Source organism: Gluconacetobacter azotocaptans (assembly GCF_014174355.1).
GTDB lineage: Bacteria > Pseudomonadota > Alphaproteobacteria > Acetobacterales > Acetobacteraceae > Gluconacetobacter > Gluconacetobacter azotocaptans.
In genome coordinates this window covers 368,640-388,560 of the sequence record NZ_JABEQF010000001.1, presented here as the reverse complement: position 1 = coordinate 388,560, position 19,921 = coordinate 368,640, and the positions used below count along the sequence as shown (strand labels likewise).

The window sequence follows — 19,921 nt, the reverse complement described above, 5'->3', positions numbered from 1 at the left end:
CCGTTTTGATGGATCGTCTCTTCCAGCCGTTCCGTATGGTCGGCCATACGCTGCGCAACCGCATCGCGATGGCGCCGATGACCCGTGCGCGGACGCCCGACGGCGTGCCGGACGATTTGACCGCCCTCTATTACGCGCAGCGCGCCACGGCGGGCCTGCTGATTACCGAAGGCACGCCGATCTCGGCCACCGCAGAAGGCTTCCTGTGCATTCCCGGCCTGTACCGCGCGGATCAGGTCGCCGGCTGGCGCAAGGTCACCGACGCCGTCCATGACGCGGGCGGCGTGATCTTCACGCAGTTGTGGCATGTCGGGCGGGTCAGCCACGTCAGCAACCAGCCCGGCGGCGTGGCACCGGTCAGTTCGACGGCGCGGATCGCCCGCGACAGCCAGGCCTGGGGGATGACGGAGGACGGCGTGCCGGGTGCGGTCGATGTATCCCGGCCCCGTGCGCTTTCGACCGACGAGGTGCGGGGCGTGATCGCCGACTTCGCACAGGCGGCCGCCAATGCCGTCGCGGCGGGGTTCGACGGCGTCGAACTGCACGGCGCGAACGGCTACCTGATCGAGCAGTTCCTGAACCCGACCGTCAATGACCGTACCGACGCCTATCGCGGCGACACGCTGGAAGGGCGCACCCGCTTCGTACTGGACGCGATCGACGCCGTCATCGCCCGCATCGGCGCGGAACGGACCGCCATCCGCCTTTCGCCCTATGGCGGGCTGTTCGACATGCAGCCCTATCCCGGGATCGAGGAAACCTATCTGTTCCTGGCGGACGAATTCAGCAGACGCGGCCTCGCCTATGTCCATCTGATGGACCAGAAATCGCGCGGCAGCGTGGCCATCCCGCCCGATTTCCTCGGCCGGTTCCGGGCGCAGTACACGGGCGTCCTGATCCTGGCGGGCGGCATGACCCGCAACCGCGCCGAAACATTGATCGCCGAGAGGCTGATCGACATCGCCGCCTTCGGCGAGCCGTTCATCGCCAATCCCGATCTGGTGGCGCGGCTGGAACAGGGCTGGCCGCTGCGCCCCGCCGACCGCGGCCTGCATTACGGCGGCGGCGCGCGTGGCTACACCGACTATCCCACCTATCAGCAGGAAAGTGCATGACCATGAAGATCTTCGTCACCGGCGCCAGCGGCTATATCGGCGGTTCGGTCGCCGCCCTGCTGGCTGGCAAGGGGCATGAGGTCCGTGGCCTGGTCCGTTCGCCGGACAAGGCGGCGGGCGTGGCGGCCCACGGCATCACCCCCGTCATGGGCACGCTGGACGATGCGGCCCTGCTGACGGCGGAAGCCCGCGCCGCCGATGCCGTCATCAACGCCGCCGACAGCGACCATCAGGGCGCGGTCCTGGCCCTGCTGGCCGGGCTGGCGGGCAGCGGCAAGCCCTTCATCCACACCAGCGGCACCAGCCTGGTCGGCGACGAGGCGATGGGCGAGCCGTCGGACGCGATCTTCACCGAGGACACGCCCGTCACGCCCGAACCCGACAAGGAACATCGCGTCGCCCTGAACCGGCTGATCGTCGAGGCCGCCCCCGGCGTGCGCACGATCGTGCTGTGCAACAGCCTGATCTACGGCAACACGCTGGGCGCGCCCGCGCAAAGCGTGCAGATCCCGCCCCTGGTGGCGCAGGCGAAGGAAAGCGGCATCGCCCGCTATATCGGGCGCGGGCTGAACATCTGGTCGAACGTCCATATCGCCGACATGGCGGATCTGTACCTGCTGGCGCTGGAAAAGGCCCCGGCCGGCAGCTTCTATTATGTCGAGAACGGCGAGGAATCGTTTGGCGCACTGGTGGGCGCCATCGCCCGCGCGCTGGGCCTGGGGCCGGCGCAGTCGTGGCCGGCGGTGGAGGCCGTGGCCCGCTGGGGCCGGGAACTGGCGGTCTTCGCCCTGGGGTCGAACAGCCGCGTCCGCGCCGGCAAGGCCCGGCGCGAACTGGGCTGGGCGCCGACACGGCATTCGGTCACCGACTGGATCGAGACCGAAATGCCGCGCTGACCCAAGGCAAGGGCTTTGCCCTTGACCCACCAAAGGGCATAGCCCTTTGGAAACCCAGGACTTCATGAAACGAATGGGAGCAAGGGCCGAGGCCCTTGCCGGGTTCGGGCGAAGCCCGACCTTCCTGTTCCCATATAATACCAACTCGCCTTGAGATTGACGTATAACCAGGGCTCTGCCCTGGACCCGACAGGGCCTGAGGCCCTGCACCCCAATCATTTGATAACGAATGGGTTTCCAAAGGGCGACTGCCCTCTGGTGGGTCAAGGGCAACGCCCTTGGCAGGGACATCTCATCCGTCAGTCTTTCGGAAAGTTCGTGTCAGTGGGCCGCCGGCTTCGCCGGGCCGGGCAGCTCCCCGGTCAGGAACTGCGCCCGGCCATGGCCGAAGGACCAGTGGGCGTCCTGGTTCTCGACGACCGAGATCATGACGTCGGACGGCGCGATGCCGCACGCCTGCTGCAGCCGTTCGACCAGCAGGCGATAGAACAGGGCGTTCTTCTCGTCCCCGCGCGGCCGGCTGAACATCTGCACCAGCACCACGTCGCGGGTGCGCGGGATGTCCAGCCCCGTGTCCTCGACGATCATGCGCGAGGGCTTGTGCTCGGATACGATCTGGTAGCGATCGCCGGCCGGCACCTGGAAGGCTTCCAGCATCGCCTCGTGCGCGGCGTCCAGCAAGGTCTTGATCTCGGCGTCGGAGCGGCCTTCGATCAGGTGAAAATGCAGCAGGGGCATAGGTTTTTCCTTCTTTTGACCAGAGATGAAACGGGCGGGGTCAGTCGGCGGCCTGGATCAGCCGCCGCACGCCGTCGACCATGGCGTGGATCTGCTCGGGCGTGGAAATGAACGGAGGGCCGAAGGCGATGGTATCGCCCGTGCAGCGCAGCAGCAGGCCCGATTCCAGCCCCTTCTCGAAAATCGACAGCCCCCGCGCGCCGGGCGCGCCATCGACCGGCACGACGTCGATCGCCGCGGCCAGGCCGATATTGCGGATGTCCGAGACTAGGTTGAGCCCGCGCAGCGCGTGCACGGCTTCCTCCAGCACCGGTTCCAGCGTGCGCACACGCTCCAGCACCGCATCCTCCTCCATCACGTCCAGCACGGCATGGGCCACCGCCGCAGCCAGCGGATGGCCGGAATAGGTGTAGCCGTGGCAGAATTCGATGGCGTTGGGCGGACCGGCCATGAAGGTGTTGTAGATCTCGTCGCTGACGATCACGCCGCCCATCGGCACCACGCCGTTGGTGATCGCCTTGGCGAAGACGATCATGTCGGGGGTCACGCCGAAACGCTCGGCCGCGAAATTCGCGCCCATGCGGCCGAAACCGGTGATGACCTCGTCGAAGATCAGCAGGATACCGTGGCGGGTGCAGATCTCGCGCAGGCGCTGCAGATAGCCGACCGGCGGCACGATGACGCCGGACGAGCCCTGCATCGGCTCGACGATGACCGCCGCGATGGTCGATGCGTCATGCAGCGCGACCAGGCGTTCCAGATCGTCCGCCCGATCGGCGCCCCAGGTCGGCTGCCCGCGTGAAAACGCCATGTGGGCGGGGTCGTGGGTGTGGCGCATGTGGTCCACGCCCGGGATCATGCCACTGGCGAACATCTTGCGGTTCGGCACGATGCCGCCGACCGACATGCCGCCGAATCCCACGCCGTGATAGCCCTTTTCCCGCCCGATCATGCGGAAGCGGTTTCCCTCGCCCCGCAGGCGGTGATAGCCCAGCGCGATCTTCAGCGCCGTATCGACGGATTCGGATCCGGAATTGGCGAAGAAGACGTGATTCAGGCCTTGGGGCGCCCGCTCGGCGATCCGCCCGGCCAGGCGGACGGTAACGGGGTTGGTCACCTGGAAGGCCGTGCAGTAATCCAGCGTCTCGGCCTGGGTCTTCAGCGCCTCGACGATGCGGGGATGGCCGTGGCCCAGGGGGGTGCACCACAGGCCCGACAGCGTGTCGAACAGTTCCTCGCCCGCCTCGGTATAATAATAGGGGCCTTTCGCCCGCGCGATGATGCGCGGCGCGGGGTTGGCCTTCATCCGGCGGTTGGCGGAAAACGGAAGCCAGTATGCCCCGTCCGTCACGGCGGCCGGGCAGTCGAAATCCTCGGAAAGCTGCGTCATGGTGCGATCCCGTATCCTGATGCCAGGTGACGCGCGCCGTCCCGGGCCGGATGCCGGAAATCGATACGCGCCCGGTCAGTATCGGGCGTCGTTTCGCATCCGCATATATACAGTTCCCGGCGTTCCGCACGAAGCTGTACCGGTCGGCGGACCTGTACAGATCGCGCGGCCGGACGGTGCTACTTCCCCACGACCGAGCGGATCGAAAAATTGCTCTGGATCTGCGCGACACCGGGCATGCGCGACAGTTCCTCCTTATGGATGCGTTCGTAATCCGCAGCATCCCGCGCCACCACGCGCAGCAGGTAATCCGCGTCTCCCGTCATCAGATAGCATTCGCGCACGTCGGGGCATTCCCGCACCCGGGCCTCGAACCGGCGCAGGCATTCCTCGGTCTGGCGTTCCAGCGTGATCTGCACGATCACGGTGGTGCCTCCATGCTGCGACCGTTCGTCGATGACCGCGCGATAGCCGCGAATCACGCCGTCCTGTTCCAACTGCCGCACCCGGCGCAGACAGGCCGACGGCGACAGGCCGACCTTTTGCGCCAGGTCGGCATTGGTCATCCGTCCATCCTGGCCCAGATGCCGCAGAATCGCCTCGGTCACCTTGTCAGTATTCATGAGGCCACATTCCACCATCCCGTCGCATGATGACGCGATATTTCGTCCCTGCGCGGCATATCATGCGATTGAATGGCAGGAAATGCCGCCCGGTGTCCGGTAGGATCGGGACAGTCCCCCGAACCGGAGCGCCGCATGCCCGTTCCTTGCGCTATCGATACAGGCTGGCCCCGCGCGCGGGCCGGCGCCGTCCTGACCATCGACCTTGCGGCCATCCGCGCCAACTACCGGCTGCTGCGCGCGCGGGCCGGGGGCGCGGAATGCGCCGCGGTGGTCAAGGCCGACGCCTACGGGCTGGGCGCGGCCCAGGTGGCCCCGGCGCTGGAGGCCGAAGGGGCGCGGACCTTCTTCGTCGCCCATATCGACGAGGGCATCGCCCTGCGCCGCCATGTCTCGCCCGGCGCGCGGATCATCGTCCTGCATGGCGCCCTGCCCCAGACCGAGGACGAATGCGTCCGGCATGATCTGGTCCCGGTCATCAACGACCTGGACCAGTTGCGCCGCTGGCGCGCGCAGGCGGCCACGTTGGCGCGCCCGCTGCCGGCGGTCCTGCAACTGGATACCGGCATGTCGCGCTTCGGCCTGTCCGAACGCGACGTCGGCGCCATCGCCGACGACCCCGACGCCCTGCGCGGCATAGACGTGCGCCTGGTCATGAGCCACCTGGCCTGCGCCGATAACCCCGACGATCCGGCCAGCGCGCGTCAGCGCGCGCGGCTGCTGCATCTGCGGGGGGCTCTGCCCCGCGCGCCGGCCAGCCTGGCGGCCTCGTCGGGTATCTTCCTGGGGCCGGACTTCCATTTCGACCTGGTCCGTCCCGGCGCCGCCTTGTACGGCGTGGCGCCCGATGCGACGCGGCCCAATCCGCTGCATCCGGTGGTGCGGCTTCAGGCCCGGATCCTGCAAACCCGCGTGGTGGGACCGGACGATGGGGTGGGGTACGGCCTGACCTACCGTCCGGCGTCACCACGGCGGATCGCGACCATCGCCGTCGGCTATGCCGACGGGTTCATGCGCTGCGGCGCCGAGGACGGGTGCGCGTGGCTGGACGGCGTGCGCCTGCCGGTCCTGGGCCGCATTTCGATGGATTCGATGACCGTCGACGTCACCGACGCACCCGAACGGCTGATCCGCCCCGGGGCCACGGTCGATCTGCTGGATACCCGGCGCGGCGTCGACGACGTGGCCCAGGCGGCCGGCACCATCGGCTACGAAATCCTGACCTCGCTGGGCCGGCGCTATCACCGCGCCTACGTCGCGGACCACGCCCCAGCCGACCTCTGACATTCCAAACGGCCGCCCCGAGCGGCCCCGAAAAGCGGCCAGAAAAGCGGATAAACATGAAAATCATCATTCTCGGCAGCGGCGTCGTCGGCGTGACGTCCGCCTGGTACCTGGCGCAGGCCGGCCACGAGGTCACGGTCATCGACCGGCAGCCGGGCCCGGGGCTGGAAACCAGCTTCGCCAATGCCGGCCAGGTTTCGCCGGGCTACTCCTCCCCCTGGGCGGGGCCGGGCGTGCCGCTGAAGGCCATCCGCTGGCTGATGATGAAGAACCGTCCCTTCGTCTTCTGGCCGATGCCGGACCCGAAGCAATGGCGCTGGCTGGCGCAGATGCTGGAAAACTGCACCACCGCCGCGTACGACCGCAACAAGGGACGCATGGTGCGCCTGGCGGAGTACAGCCGCGACGTGCTGCGCGACCTGCGGGCCACCACCGGCATCAGCTACGACGACCGGCAGCAGGGCACGCTGCAGGTCTTCCGCACCCAGAAGCAACTGGACCACATCGCCGACGACACCCGGATCCTGGACCGCTACGACGTCCCCTACGACCTTCTGGACCCGGCGGCCTGCGTCCGGGCGGAACCGGGGCTGGCCCAGGCCGAGGGCAAAATCGTCGGCGGCCTGCGCCTGCCGGGGGACGAAACCGGCGATGCGTTCCAGTTCACCCAGAACCTGGCCGCGCTGGCGGTCCGCCAGGGGGTGACGTTCCTGTACAACAACACCATCCGGTCGCTGCAGCGCGACGGCGCGCGCATCACGGCGGTCGTGACCGACACCGGCACGTACCAGGCCGATGCCTACGTGCTGTCGCTGGGCAGCTTCTCGCCCGCCATGGTGGCCACGCTGGGGCTGGACCTGCCGATCTATCCGATCAAGGGCTATTCCATCACCGCGCCGATCGTCGATGCGGCCCGCGCCCCGGTGTCCACAGTGATGGACGAGACGTTCAAGATCGCCATCACCCGGCTGGGCGACCGCATCCGCGTGGGCGGCACGGCCGAACTGGCCGGGTTCAGCACGTCGCTGCGCGCCCCGCGCCGCGCTACCCTGGAACATTCGCTGACCGACCTGTTCGCCGGCGCGGGCGACGTGCCGGCCGCGACGTTCTGGACCGGCCTGCGCCCGATGACGCCGGACGGCACGCCGATCGTGGGGCGGACGGACATCGGCAATCTGTTCCTCAACACCGGCCACGGCACGCTGGGCTGGACCATGGCCTGCGGGTCGGGCCGCGTGCTGGCCGACGTCATGTCGGGCCGCACGCCCGACATCGCGCATGACGACCTGGCCCTGAGCCGCTATCGGACCTGACCGGCGGCGGGGCCTGGCCGGCCCCGCCGCGTGACCGCGCGCATTGCAAGGACCGCCGGCCGGATCTAGACGGGAACGATCCTCCCGTTCCGACGGGACCAGAACCGGGCCGCGCCTTCGTGATGGTTTTTTCCTTTCCCTTCCACGTCGATCCCGCGCATCCGCGTCCGCTGGTCAGCCAGATCGTCCAGACGCTGGCCGAGCGGATCGGCGACGGCAGCCTGGCGCCGGGCAGCCGCCTGCCCTCGGTCCGGCGGCTGGCGGCACAGTGCGGGGTCAGCACCCTGACGGTGTCCAACGCCTATAACCGCCTGGTCGCCGATGGCGCGCTGGAGGCCCGGCCCGCCCGCGGATATTTCGTGGCGGCCCGCCCCCGCCATCAGGCCCGCGACGTGCCGGCGCCGGTCGCCACCTCGGTCGATTCGCTGTGGCTGCTGCAACGGGCGTACGAGGAAAATTCGCCGCTGCTGAAGGCCGGCGGCGGATGGCTGCCCGAGGAGTACCTGTTCACCGACGCCATCCGCCACGCGCTGGCCGTGCAGGCCCGCCGGCCCGACCCGGCCATCATGCGCTACGGCAACCCCTACGGGCACCCCGGGCTGCGCCAGAGCATCCGCCTGCTGCTGGCCCAGCAGCAGATCGCCTGCGGCGACGGTTCGATCATCCTGACCCATGGCGCCAGCCAGGCGCTGGAACTGGCCATCCGCTGCGTGATCCGCCCCGGCGACACGGTGCTGGTGGACGATCCGGGCTACAGCAACCTCTACCCCACCCTGCAATCGCTGGGCGCGCGGATCGTCGGCGTGCCGCGCCTGCAGGACGGACCGTGCCTGGAGCATCTGGACCGGCTGGCGCGCCACCACGCCGCGCGGCTGTTCGTCACCAACACGCGGCTGCACAACCCCACGGGCACCAGCTATTCCGCGCCGGTCGCGCATCAGGCGCTGATGCTGGCGGAACGGCATGATTTCCTGATCGTCGAGGACGACATCTTCGCCGGCCTGGCGCCCGAGGACACCGTCACCCTGGCCCGGCTGGACCAGTTGCGGCGGGTCATCCATGTCAGCAGCTTTTCCAAGACGATCTCGCCTGGCCTGCGTGTGGGGTTCCTGGCCTGCCGGCCCGACCTGGCCCAGCACGTCCTGCGCCTGAAGATGGCCGGCAGCCTGACCAGTTCGGGCCTGGGCGAAAGCATCGTCCACACCATCCTGACCGAAGGCCGCTACCGCCTGCACCTGGCCCGCGTGCGCGACAGGCTGGCCACGGCGCGCAAATCGCTGTGCGACGCGCTGGATGCCGCCGGCCTGGACCTGTTCTGCCGCCCGGAAGGCGGCATGTTCGTCTGGGCCGCCCCCCGACGGCCGACGGACATGCGCGCCCTGGCCGAACGGGCGGCCACGCAAGACATCATGCTGGCCCCCGGCTGCCTGTTCCGGCCCGACCAGGCCGAAACACCCTGGATGCGCCTGAACGTCATCCACGCCAACGACCCACGCCTGTTCCAATTCCTGCGCGAGGCGATGCCGGATCGGGACGCCGCCCGCCCACCTGCCTGACCGCCGGATCGTGGCATACAGTTGCCGGTTGCCTCACCCTGTTCGCAGGGCGCCTTTCGGCATCCTCCAGCGCATAGACCCGCAGCACCTCAGCTTGAGAAACGGCCGCCTCGCCCTGCTCATCCCCACGTGTATGGGGAACGCGTCGCCGGGACGAGGATGTGCGGGGGTCGTTTGGTTCATCCTCGCATGTGTGTGCGGGGAACACTTGGGCAAGCGCACGTTGACGCTGGCGCCCGTCAGTTCATCCCCGCGCATGCGGGGAACACGTCTCGATCTGGATCGATCATGGTCACGTCTCCGGTTCATCCCCGCGCATGCGGGGAACACTGTATCAGGCCGCGATGTCTCGTAAGATCCCGCAGGTTCATCCCCGCGCACGCGGGGAACACCTGGCGCCGTTGACGAGGCGCACATCTCCGACCGGTTCATCCGCGCACGCGGGGAACACTTTGCCGTATTGATTGCGGTCTGCCGGGCCTGCGGTTCATCCCCGCGCACGCGGGGAACACCTTGGCGCGACCGGATGGCGAAATTCAATAATCGGTTCATCCCCGCGCACGCGGGGAACACCATGGACGCACCGTAACTATCGATGATCTAGACGGTTCATCCCCGCGCATGCGGGGAACACGCACCAGGGTAGAGGCTGCTTTTCAGCACGTTCGGTTCATCCCCGCGCATGCGGGGAACACCTGTTTTTGAAATGCCATATTGATTAGCCCTTCGGTTCATCCCCGCGCATGCGGGGAACACCTGAACCTCTCGGATGCAGACCGTTCTATGCCCGGTTCATCCCCGCGCATGCGGGGAACACTGCCGGCCGTCGCCGTCGCATTCGGGGCAGATCGGTTCATCCCCGCGCATGCGGGGAACACATCCTTGGAGACCACAACCTGCACCACACCGACGGTTCATCCCCGCGCATGCGGGGAACACGGGGCACCGGCAATGGTGGATGATGGCTATACCGGTTCATCCCCGCGCATGCGGGGAACACATCCTTGGAGACCACAACCTGCACCACACCGACGGTTCATCCCCGCGCATGCGGGGAACACGGGGCACCGGCAATGGTGGATGATGGCTATACCGGTTCATCCCCGCGCATGCGGGGAACACACGCGTGCCAGCGATGGACGATGACGTATGTTCGGTTCATCCCCGCGCATGCGGGGAACACTCGTGCGATCTCCTGCCATTTCGCTCGTTCCACGGTTCATCCCCGCGCATGCGGGGAACACACCGAAAGGTATTGTGAGTTCGAATCTCACCGCGGTTCATCCCCGCGCATGCGGGGAACACTTGCACTTTCTTCCCGAATCCGTCGAATGTGGTCGGTTCATCCCCGCGCATGCGGGGAACACTCTTCCTGGAGCGCATTGATATTAAACATCTATTTGGTTGTCAAAGATCCTACCGACCGAAAGCCTGCTTTATCAGCCTCGGCCCCGCCGACGCGGCGGGGTGGCGGCCGCTGGTCCCGGCTGCGCCGGAAGGGCGGCTTCCGGCCCGAACGAGACCAGTCGGAATCCGTCAAAGTCAACAGGGACACGCCGGTTCCGGCCACAGGTATCAAACTCGAACCCTGCATCGTTCGGGGCAGCCCAGGCGATGACGGCGTTGCCGTCCTCGATATAAGCGCACACCTGTCCCCAGATCATCTCGCGGGTGCGCCGGCCGTAATTGCCGACATAGACGCCGGCACGCACCTCCAGCAGCCACACCGCCAGCCGCCCGCGCAGACGCGGGGGCGCGTTCTCAACCACGATGACCAGCATCGCCCAGTCCCTTCCGGTCTTCGAATGCCACGGGCATGGCCTCGTCCTGTGCCGGTGGCATGTCCAGACCGCCTGCGGCCAGAACCTCCTCGATCAGCGGAATAAGTCGTGCCAGGATGTTCGTACGCCGGAACTGGTCGCGGCACCGGTGGCGAACGGCGGCCACCGGGTTCGAGATCCGTTGCCCGTCCAGCGGGCGCTCGCGCTGAACGGCCGCCGCCACCCGGAAGGCTTCGGGCACGACGGTCTCGAATTTCACGATGTCGGCGATGTCATACACAAAGCTCTGAGGCTTTCCAGTATGCAGGAATCCTATGGCCGGGGCATATCCCGCCGCCAGAACCGCGGCTTCCGTGACCCCGTAAAGGGCGGCCGTGGCGGCGGAGAGACAGCGATTGACCAGATTGGCGGTATCCCACTCATGCGGATCGTAGCGTCGTCCGTCCCATTGCGCGCCGTGCGTGCTGGCCAGAAGGCGATAGGTTTCACGCACCCGGGCGCCCTCTATTCCTCTCAACTGATCGACCGAACGCCGTTCAGGGGCATCCTCGCCAAAGCGAAGCGCATACATCTTGCGGACAATCTTCAGTCGCGCGGTGTCGTCCAGCGCCAGCCGCGCCTGAAGCAGGAGCCTGTCCGCCCGCGCGCCCCCCGGCTGTCCTGAGGCATAAAGCCTTACGCCCGCTTCCCCCACCCAGATCAACAGCGTCCCGGCACGCGCCGCCAGTGCCGCGGCGGCATGACTGACGCGCGTGCCTGGCTCCAGCATGAGACAGACGAGACCGCCGATGGGGATGTGCGACCTGATGCCGTTCTGGTCGACCAGAACGAAGGCGCCGTCCAGTATATCGAGCTGCCCTTTTTCCACGAACAGAACCGAGGACCGTTCTTTCAGCGGAATGGGCCGCGGGGGCGGCAGGCCCGGTATGGCATGGGACATGGCCGCCCCCGTTCAGATCGCCCGGCGGACGAGCATCAGCCCGCAGCCGAAGGCCCGCGCCCGGCCGAATCCGTGCAGGATCGCGGCCAGAAATGTTTCGGGCACCGTGACGCGCAACTCCCCCGTCAGATCGACTACCCCGAACGATGCCATGCCACGCCCGCCGGAACGCGGTATCCGCCACACATCGCACCCCTCTACCGTGACCGGAGCCGCCAGCGCGAAGCCTGCGCGTGCGCCCTGCCGCCCGGCCCAGGATTCCAGGGCGCTCGCCACCACGCTTTCGCGCGCGTCTGCCCGTTCATGCCGTGGCAGGCGATGAAGCATATCCATGACCACGTCATGCCGCTGGCTGCGTGCCCGTCCGGGCGTCTTCCGGTCGACCGTGGCATTGGCCCGCAACAGAAAGCGCAACCTGTCCCCTTCTTTCAGAACAGGTTCGAAAGGCCGGGTCTCGATGTCGAAGAGCGCATGGGCATCGACAGGCTGCCGGGCCGACAGCACCATGAAATGCCCGGCTTCCACCTGGCGCCACAGGAAATCGCGCCTGCGCTCCGGCGTATCGCCAAAGAGGGTCCAGAGCAGATGATGGGCCGCGCCATGCCGGGGTCCTTCTCCATCAGGGACAAGAAGCCGGGCCAGAGCCTGCACCGGCGCATCGTGGCGCAGCGTGACGCGGGAGAGAAAGCCGCCGCTCATGCCGTGAGTCCCTCGCCATATGCCAGCACGGCCTCTTCGCGCAGTCCGAACTGCCATCGCGTGCGCGAGAGCGGCTGGTCCCGCCGTATCTCGCGGTGCAGGAGGGTGCAGCCGTCCCCATGTTCAGCCACATCGCCCACGTCGAGAACCAGCAGCGGATTTTCACCCCGCGACGGTCCGGCAAGCTGCTCGCGAAAGGCGCCGCGCCGCACATGCAGTCGTGCCTCGGGCCCGTTCCGGTGACGCTCCAGCAGCACGGCCGCGGCGGCGGAGCCGTCCGTTACGCAAGGCGCCAGAGGCAACCCCGCGGGACAGGCACGACGCCCGACGGAGGGCGTGAAAACCGGCTCGTTCATGGCCGCCTGCATCGCCTGCAATGTCCAGCGCGCGCGCTCCCGCCGTGGCCATAGGGTACCGAGATGCCACGTCCCCGTGCGGTAATCGCGGCGGGACAGGATGGTCGCCAGATCGCCCGGCGACGCGGCCAGTTCCTCGGCCCGCGTCGCCGGACGCCAGTTGCGCCGCGCCGGAGCCGCCTGCGTGGTGTGATAATCCGTCAACAGCCTCCCCGGCGCATGGCACAGGATGGCCACCCCGTAATCCGAGGCCAGCGCCGCCTGCGCCTGCTCGTCATCGCGGGTCAGGCCCAGGCAGGCTGCCACGAGCCCCAGCACGGCCGAACGCGCCGGACGGTCCCAGCCGTCACGCCGCTCGCCGACCGCGATCGCGCCGAAGGACGCCATTGGCGCCACCATGGCGAATGTCAGGAACTGCCCCATGGCTGCGCTCAGGACCGGCAGAATGCCGCGATGTCGGCAAGGGTCATGCTGTCCTTCCGGCCGACTTCCAGTTCACCTTCCGTGTCGCTGGCCCGGCCGTAGACCCGCGTCAGTTCACTGCGGAATTCCGTCAGGGTCGCGATCGAGCCTGCCATCAGGTCAGGGCCGGTAACCGGCCTTGCGAACGCCCCTGCCAGGGTGCGCGGCTGGGCGTTGCCCTTCTCGGCCAGAATGTACTGCGCCCGGGCAAGGGCGGCAAAGCTGTTCTGCTTGCCGGAGGGCGCGACCGTCGCCGCCGCTGAGGCCAGCGCACCCAGGGCCGCTTCCATCACGCCGCCTTCGCTGTCTCCGCCAAGGTTTTTCCGAAGCAGGTCGCGATTCACGCAGAGATAAAGATAGAACACCCCCGACCCGAACCCGGCCTCGCCCAGAAAGCCGGCCCCGGCGTCTTCTTCCGGGCGTTTCAAATCGTCAATCGCCGTATAATAGTCATCCTCGACCGTGACGCGATGTGTCGTGATGGCGTGCGCGACCTGCACCGCCGCCTCCCGGTTGTAGGACAGCTCGCTGGCCAGCATCCGGCCGAACAGGGCGATGTCGGCCGCTGTATCCGTTCGCTGCAGCAGCGCGTCCTTCTCTTTTACCGGGTCGATCTTCTCCCCCGCGGCCAGCCGGTCCGCCATCGCCAGCGCGGCGTCGCGCTCGGCGGGCGAAATGAAGACAAGCTGTTCGGTAAAGCAGGCGTTGTCGTCCTTCTCCGCCTTTACCTTGCCGTAAATCCCGGCGATCGCGCGGGCAATCCCGATCGATTTTTTCTCGTCCACTCCCTTGCCCAGAAGATGCTGCCGGATCTCGTCCCCCAGGCGCTGGGTGCGCTGGCCCATATGCCCGGCAAGCGCCGAGGAAAAGATTTCCGACGTACGCCAGGCCCGCTTAAGCGCCTGCGACGAAATCCGCAGGCGCGTCACACCCCCTACCGTCGCCGTCTTGGGGTTGCCGGTATCATCACGATTGACGTTGGACGGCGGATAGAAGGTCAAGAGATGCAGTTGCAGAAATCGGCTCACGACTGACGTTCCTTCTCGGATTCCATGGACTCTCCGGCAGTCACCCCGTTGCCCGGCTCTCCCGCGTTCCAGTATTCGTACACCCAGCGCACGCGGATTCGCTCCGCCGCCGTATGGTCCCACATTCCTTCCCGGGGCCACGCAAAGACCGATCTCGCAATATCGGAAACATTCACGCTGTTACCGGCAAGAATCACGAGTCGTCGGAATGCCCTGAGGCATTCGTCGAAGCCGTCGGCGTCCAGCACCCTGCGGAATCGGACCGGTTTGCACAGCGCCGTCTTCGCGTCCGTTGCATCGACAGGTCCGATCCGCCGCGCCACGGGCAGCGAGGCGTCGTCCGAGCGAACATGCGCCAGAACCGCCGCGACCAGCGCCACGCGGGCCAGATCATCCTCATGCCGCGCGCCGCAGCGGTGCGCGAGCGCCTGCACCGCCGGCTCGAACAGTGCATCCGCCACGCATCCGCAGCGCCGCAGCCGCGCCAGCGTCGCCCGATCGCCCGGTTTTCCGCTTCCGGGGTCCGGCCGCAGTTCATGCCACCAGTACCTGGCCTTTTCGGCAAAGGCATTGCGGTCTGGCCCGGTCATGGCTTTGTCCTTGCGGTCGCCTTCCGTATGACGGGAACCGGAATTTTCAGAACCGCCATGATCGAACCACCCTCCTTTCCACCGCCGGCGACGGCCGCCCGAAGCCGCCGTCGCGCCAGCGCCGATCGCTGCGCCTCGGTCACCCCGGTATCCGGGGCCAAGACCACCGACGCGTCGAACAGCGCCATGGCCGCCCGCCCGATCTTGTGCAGCCAGTCTTTCCGCAGGCCGATATCGTCCCCGTCGGCCAGGCGCGCCGCCTGGTGGAGGAGGTTGAAGAACGCCTCCTGCGTCTGCGTCCAGAACTGTTCGCGCACATTGGCAAGCAGCGTCGCATCCAACGAAACCGTTCCCTTGCCGAACAGCGCGTCCCGGACGCAGCCTCGAATCACGGCCGCCATTTGATCGGCCGCCGCGACACAGTCACGCGCCAGCATGTCCAGCACCTCCTGCCGTGCCGGATCGGTGGCACCCGGCAGGGGCATTTCGCTTTCCACGAAGCCGCGGGCCTTCATGTTATCCATATCGTAGCCGGCCGCCAGAATCCGGGGCCGAGGCGACTCCGCAATGTCGCGGGCACGCGCGTCGCGCCATGTCCGCACCGCGCTGGCAGGAAGCCGCTGCCCGTCAACGCTGTTCACGACAAGTCCGGTCCAGTGGCGGTATCCGATGCCGCCGGGCTGCGGGTGCACACTGAGCCACTCGGCATCCGCCTTCTGTCGATACCGCGGCGTAAGCGGATGGATCACCGCACCCTCGCCATAAGGCATGCCGGTCCACCCGGCGTAGCTGGCCCCATAGGGACGCTGCCGCCAGCCGGGCACCAGAACGTCATCCGGCCGCCCCGTCAGGTCGCACGCGCCGTCTTCTGCCGCCTCGAAATCGAGACGGATGCGACGTGGCATTCCCCACCAGCACTGCAAAGGATGGGCATTGTGGCCGACGCGTACGCTGGTTCCATCCTTGCCCGACCCGATCGTCGGCGCAAGCCATGGAAACACGCGCGGCAGATCGGCATCGCGCACCGGAGGTCCAACGGGGGTGTTCGCCCATGCGACCTCCCACAAGCTCGCCCCCTCGCGTGGAAGGACCAGCGTCACCAGCGGCCCGCCGCCGCGCAACCCCGTCATGTTTCCCGCCCCGCCGCTGGGCGCCCAGGACTGGAGGGTGAACAGGGCCATGGCCGCCGCCGGACGCCCCAGCGCGGTGACGTGCGAACGGTGCACAAACAGGTCCGCGTTCTTCTTTACAGTGCTGTCGCCGGGCGCATTGATCAGCAGCCGCTCCACGGGCTCCTGACCACTCTGCAACTCTTGCAGATCCTGAAGGAAGCGCGGCCCCGGCCCGTCGAGCCAGAAGGCGTCGGTCACACGACCGAAGGCTTCGTCCAGCGCCTCCACCGAGGGCGGCTCTTCCCAGCTTTCGCACCAGGCGTCCTCGTCCTGCGGTGGAAAGGCCGTTGCCAGCAGTCCGATCAGGAATTCCAGACACGCGACCCGAAAATCCGGTCGCGGCCAGTCGAGCGCCACAACCGGATCGCCTGCCATGTTCTCCACCACCTGCGCCGGACGGATGGAAGCGACAGCGCCGGATTTCCGGCGGACAGGCAGCCATGGATCGGTGATGAGATTGAGGGGATGCGAAGTCATTGCCTAATATGTAGAGTGTGAAGTTTTCATTCGGCATTGCGTACGAATGCACATTGAAAAAATACCTATCCCCTGTTCAGCGACTCTGACAACGACGCCACAACCGGAATATTATTCAGATTTACTGGTCGCGAAAGATCTCAAGACCATAAATCTGATCGTAACCGATTACAATTTCATGACCCGTCTCTGTCCGTCCGGCGCCACGCCACCCTGCCTCCGTTTCCCGAAGCACAAGCAATAGAACCTGATCTTCCGCCTCGCGCTCCCAACGTGACCACCCGGCGCGCGCGGCAGTCACGGCCACCTCAAGGCCAACGGGAGGCGGGCAACTGGCCAGGCGGTAGCGCGCCACCGACACCTCGGACAATGCCCATGCGCGGTGGCGCTCACTCTCGCGGGCAAGGCTTGTGTCGGCTTTGGCAGCCCAGGGCAGCACCGTTTGGTCCTGCATCACCGCAAGCCGCACGGTCACGCAGGGCAGATCCTCCAATCGGGTCGGCGTTCTCGCCTCGCGCTCCCAGAGAGCGGCGTCCGTGGCGTACCCCGCATCAAACGACAACACGTTCCGGTCAGCAGCGGCGCCGGCGGCAAGGGCTTTCCCCGCGGCGTCCATACTGCCTGCCATCAATCCTTCCGGGACGGCGTCAGCACTGGCGTCGCCACTTTCCTCGATCAGGGCACGAAGGCCGGCAGGGCTTTCGATCCGCCCATGCCTGAACAGCACCCGCGCCGTCCGCCAGAGCAGTGCCGGATCGCGATACACCGAGGCCGTTCCCGGCAGCACACGCTGTATCCAGCGCGGATCGGGGTCGGCAACCGGCTCGGGCGAAATGACCAGCAGTTCCTCCCGATCGACAGGTCGGGCGGTACGCCGGTGACGGCGCAGCCGTCCGGCCCGCTGGATGAGCTGGTCCATGGGGGCGAGGTCGGTGCAGAGCACATCGAAATCCAGGTCGAGGCTCTGCTCGATCACCTGGGATGCCACCAGAACGGCGGAGCGCCCCGCCGCCTCGCCTTCCTTTCCGAACCGCGCGAGCACGTCCCGTTCGATCGTCAGCCGGTCCACCATGGCAAAACGCGCGTGAAAGACCAGCGCCTCCACCCCCTGCGCGCGAAGCGACCGGGCCGTTGCGATCACCTCATCCACCGTGTTGCGGATCCACGCCACCGCGGCGCCGCCGGCCGCCGCCTTGGTCACCGCGCGCGTGGCCGCGTCGGCGTCGGCAAGGCGGCGGGCGGCAATGCTCCGCGCCAGACCCGGCCGTGGCGCGCAGGGACGTTCCTCGACCCCGTTTCTGCCGACAAGGGTGACCAGCGGATAGGCCATGCCGGACAGGCGCATGGGGTCCGCCACACCCAGCCCCTTGCGGAACGCGTCGGTCAGTTCCTGCCGGACCCGATGCGTCAGTGTGGCCGACAGCAGAATCGCCGATCCGCCCATCGCCGCGTGAAAGTGAAGCAGCGCGACCATCTCACGTCGCATGTAGGGGTCGAAAGCATGACATTCGTCCACGATCAGGATCTTCCCGGCCAGGCCGGCCTGCCGCACCGTCGCGAAACGCACGGGCAATACCGCCATCAGTGCCTGGTCGATCGTGCCCACCCCCACCTGCGCCATCAGGGCCCGTCGTGCCTCGCTTCCGAGCCATGCCGCGCAATAGGCCTCGGCCGTCTCGTCCATGGTCTGGACGGCCGAACGCCCGCCCGGACCGTCATCAGGGGCCAGCGCCGCGACAAACCGCTCGTCCAGCCGGGCACGTCCGTGCGCCAACGCCAGTGAGGGGCGCGCCGAGGGCTGGAAAAGCCGGCGATAGGCCATGGCAAGGCGGTCATACATGGCGTTTGCCGTGGCCATCGTCGGCAGTGCCACGAACAATCCCGAACCGCGCCCTTGGGCCATCAGCCTCTGGGCCAGAACCAGCGCGGCTTCCGTCTTGCCGCTGCCGGTCATGTCCTCGATGACGACGAGCACCGGTCCGGACGGCAGCGCTGCGGCTTCGAGCAAGGCCTGAACGGGCGAGGGCTCCCGGATATGGTCGAACAGACGGACGATGCCTGCGAACGGTGCCAGCGCCATTGGCCCCAAGCCGGACCGAGATATGGCCGCCTGGGCCCGAGGCAACGCATGATTCCAGAAATACCCTTCTGGTTCTCTCACATTTTTCGGATTCACGTAAGGAAACCATTCCTGCCGCGAGCCGATCCAGTCCGCATGGACGGTGATGCCCGCCAGCATCCATTCGAGCCGTTTGAGGGTATCGGGACCGGGACGCAGGATCGGCGGAGGCCGGAACACATCGAACAGGAGGGCCACGAGCGCCTGTGCACGCACGATCGTGCCCTGCTCCAAAATTCCTCTATCCATAGCCGATACGGGCTGCCCGTGATGACCTGCGATGGCACGCAGAAGCTGCAATTTCAAACTGGGCCGCCAGCGTTTTCCACCCGGACCGTTCCCAAACAGCGGGGCAAGGGCGCCATCCACCATAAGATCCAGAAGTGCCAGCCCAGCCGCATCGTGAGGACATTGCACGTGCTCCCCGCGAAAAGGCCCCAGGACGGCTTCAGGCCAGCATTTCGCCACCTTTGCCTGAAAGGCCGGCATGAGCTTTCCGATGTCGTGCAGCGCGACCAGCAGGCCAAGCTGGCGACGATCGAGACCGCAATTCCCGCTTCCCGGCAGAAGGATGGCGACGGCGGCGACATCCAGCATATGCGCTATGAGGGGATGCATGAGCGGGTCGTCCGTCGCCCCCTCATCGGGAACAGGACGAGCCTTTCCCCAGAAAAGTTCCAGTCCATCCGAATGCATGACCGCTGCCATTTCCTTTTGAACTTACCGGTGAGGGAGGTGTCGGAGGTACCTGATGGCGTCTACACGGTCATTTGGGGCTGCCTCCCACCGCGCATGCGATCGACATTCAAAATTCGGAAACATAATGTTTATATGATTTCCATTTTGTTCGCACACTTCACGCTGTATTGATTGCGTAACGGCAACGGGGTGCCCGCTGCCCGTTCGGTTCTCATCAGCCTCTGAAAGCAAATGTCATGAACATCTCTCTTCCTCGGGACCCTGTCCTTCTGGCCGCCCGTCTCCTGCTCGCAGCCCTGTTCGTCTTCATGGGGTGGGGCAAGCTGACGGATTATGCGGGGACTGTGGCCTACATGGCCAGCACCGGCGCACCTGTCCCTGCCCTGTCGGCGGGCATCGCCATCATCGTGGAACTGGGGATCGGGCTGGCGCTGGTGGCCGGCGTGCTGGTCACGCCGCTGGCGCTTGCTCTGGCCGCCTATACCGTTGTCACCGCCTTCATCGGCCATCATTACTGGACGTTTACCGGAATGCAGCGGTACGACATGTGGATCCATTTCTACAAGAACTTCAGTATCGCCGGCGGCCTGCTGGCGCTGGCGGCGGCAGGTCCGGGCCGGATCGCCATCGGGGGAAAGGCGAAATAACGACGGGGCCGCCCTACCCTCGTCGGGGCATGACGG

Annotated in this window: 17 protein-coding genes and 1 CRISPR repeat array; of the genes, 6 read left to right on the top strand and 11 right to left on the bottom strand. The window is 66.9% G+C overall.

Annotated features, from left to right (window positions below; genetic code table 11):
* Positions 1 to 8 precede the first annotated feature (8 nt).
* Together HLH34_RS01755 and HLH34_RS01750 are read left to right on the top strand one after the other, a co-directional pair.
* Positions 9 to 1,115 carry an alkene reductase gene (locus HLH34_RS01755; RefSeq protein WP_183117853.1) on the top strand — a complete coding sequence of 369 codons (1,107 nt, stop codon included), beginning with the start codon at positions 9 to 11 and terminating at the stop codon, positions 1,113 to 1,115.
* Positions 1,116 to 1,117: 2 nt separating this feature from the next.
* Entirely contained in the window at positions 1,118 to 2,011 is an 894-nt protein-coding gene (locus tag HLH34_RS01750; RefSeq protein WP_183117964.1) for an NAD-dependent epimerase/dehydratase family protein, read from the top strand.
* A 321-nt stretch (positions 2,012 to 2,332) separates the two neighbouring features.
* Here HLH34_RS01750 and HLH34_RS01745 read toward each other — a convergent pair whose 3' ends face one another.
* The 3 genes from HLH34_RS01745 to HLH34_RS01735 form a co-directional block, all read right to left on the bottom strand.
* Positions 2,333 to 2,749 carry a tautomerase family protein gene (locus HLH34_RS01745; protein ID WP_183117852.1) on the bottom strand — a complete coding sequence of 139 codons (417 nt, stop codon included), beginning with the start codon at positions 2,747 to 2,749 and terminating at the stop codon, positions 2,333 to 2,335.
* A gap of 40 nt (positions 2,750 to 2,789) precedes the next feature.
* Positions 2,790 to 4,139, bottom strand: coding sequence for an aspartate aminotransferase family protein (locus HLH34_RS01740; protein WP_183117851.1), 1,350 nt, complete (start codon positions 4,137 to 4,139; stop codon positions 2,790 to 2,792).
* 179 nt (positions 4,140 to 4,318) lie between these two features.
* Positions 4,319 to 4,762, bottom strand: a complete 444-nt coding sequence (locus tag HLH34_RS01735) for an Lrp/AsnC family transcriptional regulator (protein ID WP_183117850.1) — start codon at positions 4,760 to 4,762, stop codon at positions 4,319 to 4,321.
* Positions 4,763 to 4,897: 135 nt separating this feature from the next.
* Between HLH34_RS01735 and alr the strand changes: the two genes are divergently transcribed.
* The 3 genes from alr (at position 4,898) to HLH34_RS01720 (ending at position 8,915) form a co-directional block, all read left to right on the top strand.
* Positions 4,898 to 6,046, top strand: a complete 1,149-nt coding sequence (gene alr, locus HLH34_RS01730) for an alanine racemase (RefSeq protein ID WP_183117849.1) — start codon at positions 4,898 to 4,900, stop codon at positions 6,044 to 6,046.
* A gap of 56 nt (positions 6,047 to 6,102) precedes the next feature.
* On the top strand, positions 6,103 to 7,359 hold the full coding sequence (locus HLH34_RS01725) for a D-amino acid dehydrogenase (protein ID WP_183117848.1): 1,257 nt from the start codon (positions 6,103 to 6,105) through the stop codon (positions 7,357 to 7,359).
* A gap of 122 nt (positions 7,360 to 7,481) precedes the next feature.
* Entirely contained in the window at positions 7,482 to 8,915 is a 1,434-nt protein-coding gene (locus HLH34_RS01720) for an aminotransferase-like domain-containing protein (RefSeq protein WP_183117963.1), read from the top strand.
* Positions 8,916 to 9,397: 482 nt separating this feature from the next.
* Positions 9,398 to 10,282: direct repeats of the CRISPR family, unit length 29 nt; unit sequence CGGTTCATCCCCGCGCATGCGGGGAACAC.
* Between the two features lie 72 nt (positions 10,283 to 10,354).
* Here the strand turns inward: HLH34_RS01720 and cas2e are convergent.
* The 8 genes from cas2e to cas3 all read right to left on the bottom strand — a co-directional run bounded on the left by cas2e (position 10,355) and on the right by cas3 (position 19,235).
* Entirely contained in the window at positions 10,355 to 10,696 is a 342-nt protein-coding gene (gene cas2e, locus HLH34_RS01715) for a type I-E CRISPR-associated endoribonuclease Cas2e (RefSeq protein ID WP_183117847.1), read from the bottom strand.
* A complete protein-coding gene (gene cas1e, locus HLH34_RS01710) occupies positions 10,677 to 11,636 on the bottom strand; it encodes a type I-E CRISPR-associated endonuclease Cas1e (RefSeq protein WP_183117846.1) in 960 nt (319 codons plus the stop codon). Before cas1e ends, cas2e begins: the two co-directional genes overlap by 20 nt.
* A gap of 12 nt (positions 11,637 to 11,648) precedes the next feature.
* The gene (gene cas6e, locus HLH34_RS01705) at positions 11,649 to 12,335 is read right to left on the bottom strand and encodes a type I-E CRISPR-associated protein Cas6/Cse3/CasE (protein WP_183117845.1); all 687 of its coding nucleotides are present in this window, start codon (positions 12,333 to 12,335) and stop codon (positions 11,649 to 11,651) included.
* The gene (gene cas5e / locus HLH34_RS01700; RefSeq protein WP_183117844.1) at positions 12,332 to 13,114 is read right to left on the bottom strand and encodes a type I-E CRISPR-associated protein Cas5/CasD; all 783 of its coding nucleotides are present in this window, start codon (positions 13,112 to 13,114) and stop codon (positions 12,332 to 12,334) included. The genes cas6e and cas5e overlap by 4 nt, the downstream gene beginning before the upstream one ends.
* Positions 13,115 to 13,122: 8 nt before the next feature.
* Positions 13,123 to 14,181: a type I-E CRISPR-associated protein Cas7/Cse4/CasC gene (gene cas7e, locus HLH34_RS01695; protein ID WP_183117843.1), complete on the bottom strand. Its 1,059-nt coding sequence runs from the start codon at positions 14,179 to 14,181 to the stop codon at positions 13,123 to 13,125.
* On the bottom strand, positions 14,178 to 14,771 hold the full coding sequence (gene casB / locus HLH34_RS01690; RefSeq protein WP_183117842.1) for a type I-E CRISPR-associated protein Cse2/CasB: 594 nt from the start codon (positions 14,769 to 14,771) through the stop codon (positions 14,178 to 14,180). The genes cas7e and casB overlap by 4 nt, the downstream gene beginning before the upstream one ends.
* Positions 14,768 to 16,420, bottom strand: coding sequence for a type I-E CRISPR-associated protein Cse1/CasA (casA, locus tag HLH34_RS01685; protein WP_183117841.1), 1,653 nt, complete (start codon positions 16,418 to 16,420; stop codon positions 14,768 to 14,770). Before casA ends, casB begins: the two co-directional genes overlap by 4 nt.
* Before the next feature lie 121 nt (positions 16,421 to 16,541).
* Complete coding sequence (gene cas3, locus HLH34_RS01680) at positions 16,542 to 19,235, bottom strand: CRISPR-associated helicase Cas3' (protein WP_183117962.1); 2,694 nt, start codon at positions 19,233 to 19,235, stop codon at positions 16,542 to 16,544.
* 239 nt (positions 19,236 to 19,474) lie between these two features.
* Here cas3 and HLH34_RS01675 point away from each other — a divergent pair, with 239 nt between their 5' ends.
* Entirely contained in the window at positions 19,475 to 19,885 is a 411-nt protein-coding gene (locus HLH34_RS01675) for a DoxX family protein (RefSeq protein ID WP_183117840.1), read from the top strand.
* Positions 19,886 to 19,921: the final 36 nt, after the last annotated feature.